Source organism: Actibacterium sp., assembly GCF_041584535.1.
Classification (GTDB): domain Bacteria; phylum Pseudomonadota; class Alphaproteobacteria; order Rhodobacterales; family Rhodobacteraceae; genus Actibacterium_D.
This window is the reverse complement of record NZ_JBFHDW010000354.1, coordinates 1-2,370: the sequence shown is the minus strand read 5'-3', so window position 1 is coordinate 2,370 and position 2,370 is coordinate 1. Positions and strand designations below refer to the sequence as shown.

At 65.7% G+C, this 2,370-nt stretch carries 2 protein-coding genes and 1 pseudogene; 1 reads left to right on the top strand and 2 read right to left on the bottom strand.

What is annotated here, in order from left to right:
• Positions 1-23 precede the first annotated feature (23 nt).
• Positions 24-455: a GNAT family N-acetyltransferase gene (locus tag ABYW26_RS13505; RefSeq protein WP_372605434.1), complete on the bottom strand. Its 432-nt coding sequence runs from the start codon at positions 453-455 to the stop codon at positions 24-26.
• Positions 452-1,591: a succinyl-diaminopimelate desuccinylase gene (gene dapE / locus ABYW26_RS13500; RefSeq protein WP_372605433.1), complete on the bottom strand. Its 1,140-nt coding sequence runs from the start codon at positions 1,589-1,591 to the stop codon at positions 452-454. Before dapE ends, ABYW26_RS13505 begins: the two co-directional genes overlap by 4 nt.
• A 244-nt stretch (positions 1,592-1,835) precedes the next feature.
• On the opposite strand from dapE, the pseudogene ABYW26_RS13495 reads away from it, so the two are divergent.
• Positions 1,836-2,370: pseudogene (locus tag ABYW26_RS13495) on the top strand (hypothetical protein); the annotation flags it as partial.

Below are 2,370 nucleotides of genomic sequence, written 5' to 3'. Positions count from 1 at the left end.
CCTAGCATGACGCCCGGGGGACGTCATTCGGAAAAGATCGGGCATTCCATGTCACGATGCGGAATACCGGCCTCGGAATATTCGTCGCCCACGGCGTGAAACCCAAGCCGTTGATAAAAGCCGACCGCGTGGGTCTGCGCGCCCAGACGGGCAGTGGTGATCCCCGGCTGCTGCGCCAGAACCTCCAGCGCCGCCCGCATCAACGCCTGCCCCAATCCGGTGCCGCGATGCGGGGCCAGAACCGCGACCCGACCGATTTTCCCGACCGGAGCCTTCAGCAACAGCCGCGCCGTGCCCACCGGCACCCCGTCCTGAACCGCCAGAAGATGCAGCGCCGCGGTGTCCTGATCGTCCAGCTCGATGGCCTCGGGCACCCGCTGTTCATCAATGAACACCGCCCGCCGGATGGCGTGGCAGGACGCCAGATCATCGGTCAGGGCGACCGACAGGCTCATGCGAAATAGCCGCTGAGGATGCGGGTGTAGATCGCTTTCAACTGCTCGATCTCGGCCACCGGCACGCATTCATCGACCTTGTGCATGGTCTTGCCGACAAGGCCGAACTCCACCACCGGGCAGTGGTTTTTCATGAACCGCGCGTCCGAGGTCCCGCCCGAAGTCGACAGCGCCGGGGTCACCCCGGTTTCGGCCGTTACCGCCGCCGCCACCAGATCGGACAACGCGCCCGGAGGCGTCACGAAACTGTCGCCCGACACGCTGAAGCGCAGGTCGATTGTGGTGCCGGTCTGGGTCGCCAGCTGATCGGCCTCGGACCGAAGCCAGCGTTGCAGGCTGTCGGGCGAATGCGCGTCGTTAAAGCGGATGTTGACCGTGGCGCGGCACTCGGCCGGGATGACGTTCGTCGCCGGGTTGCCGCAGTCGATGGTGGTGACCGCCAGCGTCGAGGCGTCGAAATGATCGGTGCCGGTATCCAGCACATGCCCCGACAGCCGGTGCATCAGCGCCGCCGTTGCGTGAACCGGGTTCACAGCGCGATGCGGATAGGCGACATGGCCCTGCACGCCGCGAATGGTGAAATAGGTGGTCATCGAGCCGCGGCGTCCGATTTTCATCATCTCGCCCATGACCTCGGGGCAGGTCGGCTCGCCCACCAGACAGACCGACATCTGTTCGCCCTGCTCGGCCATCCAGTCCAGCAGCGCCAGCGTGCCGTCCTGCGCGTCGCCCTCTTCATCGCCGGTAATCGCCAGGATCACCGCGCCATCGGGCGGCGTGTCGCGGACGAAATCAATCGCGGCGGCGGCAAAGGCGGCGACGCCGGATTTCATGTCAGTCGCCCCACGGCCATACATCACGCCATCGCGGATTTCGGCGCCAAAGGGATCGGCGCTCCAAGCCGCAAGATCGCCGACCGGCACCACGTCGGTATGACCGTTGAAGCCAAAGCTTTTCGCCGCGCCCTGAGCGCCCCAGCGGGCATACAGGTTCGCGGTCTCGCCCCGGTCGACGCGGGTGCAGGCGAACCCGGCCTCGGACAGCAGCCGCTCAAGCAACACCAGCGCCCCGCCCTCGGCCGGGGTCACCGACGGACAGCGGATCAGGTCGGCGGTCAATGCAACGGGGTCGGTCACGGCGGGGCTCCTGTTTTCCATAGGTTCAGCGATAAACCGGCCCGCGCGCGGGCGCAATGTTGCAGCAGGGATACATGAACCGTCTGGCCCGTGCCTGTTGCAGCAAGGTTTCCTTCCGTTTTTCAGCAGGATGCGCCATCATCCGGGTCAGAACCAAGACCCGAAAACGGGCAGGCAGGGCAGTAATGGCGCGGTTGGCGCAGATATATTCAACACGATTTCCGATAACGGGACGGCGTTTCTGATGGCGTGGGTCGCACTGTCGGACGAGGGCTTTGGCCTGCGCACGGCCCGCTTGAGGCCGCCGCAAATGGCGCTGCGCCTGCCGCGCGGCCTTGGCCCCGAGGACGTGATCCCGCGCGGCAGCCTGTATCTTGAGGCCTCGATCAACCGCGCCCTAAGCAACACGCAATCGCTGTTTGTCCTGCATCGCAGTGGTCCGGCGACCAGCCATATTTCGGTGCAGACCTGTGATGACGGCACCGTGGTCTTTGCCCGCCATCTGGGCGACCGGCAGCAACAGGTCAGCCTGCGCATCGGGCGGATGCTGACCGAAGGCACGCTGCGTCTGACGGTATCATGGGACGCGCCACAGCGGCGGGGGCTAATCTCGGCCGAGTTCGGCGGCGACGGGTTGATGCTGCAAAAGGAATTCTGTGACCCGCTGCCGTGGTTGGCGGGCGATGTGGCGGCGCTGAACCAAGGCGGGGATGCGGTGCGGTTTGACGGCGGGGTGGTATGCTTTGGCCTGTCCGACCGGCAAGAACCCGTCGGCCTTG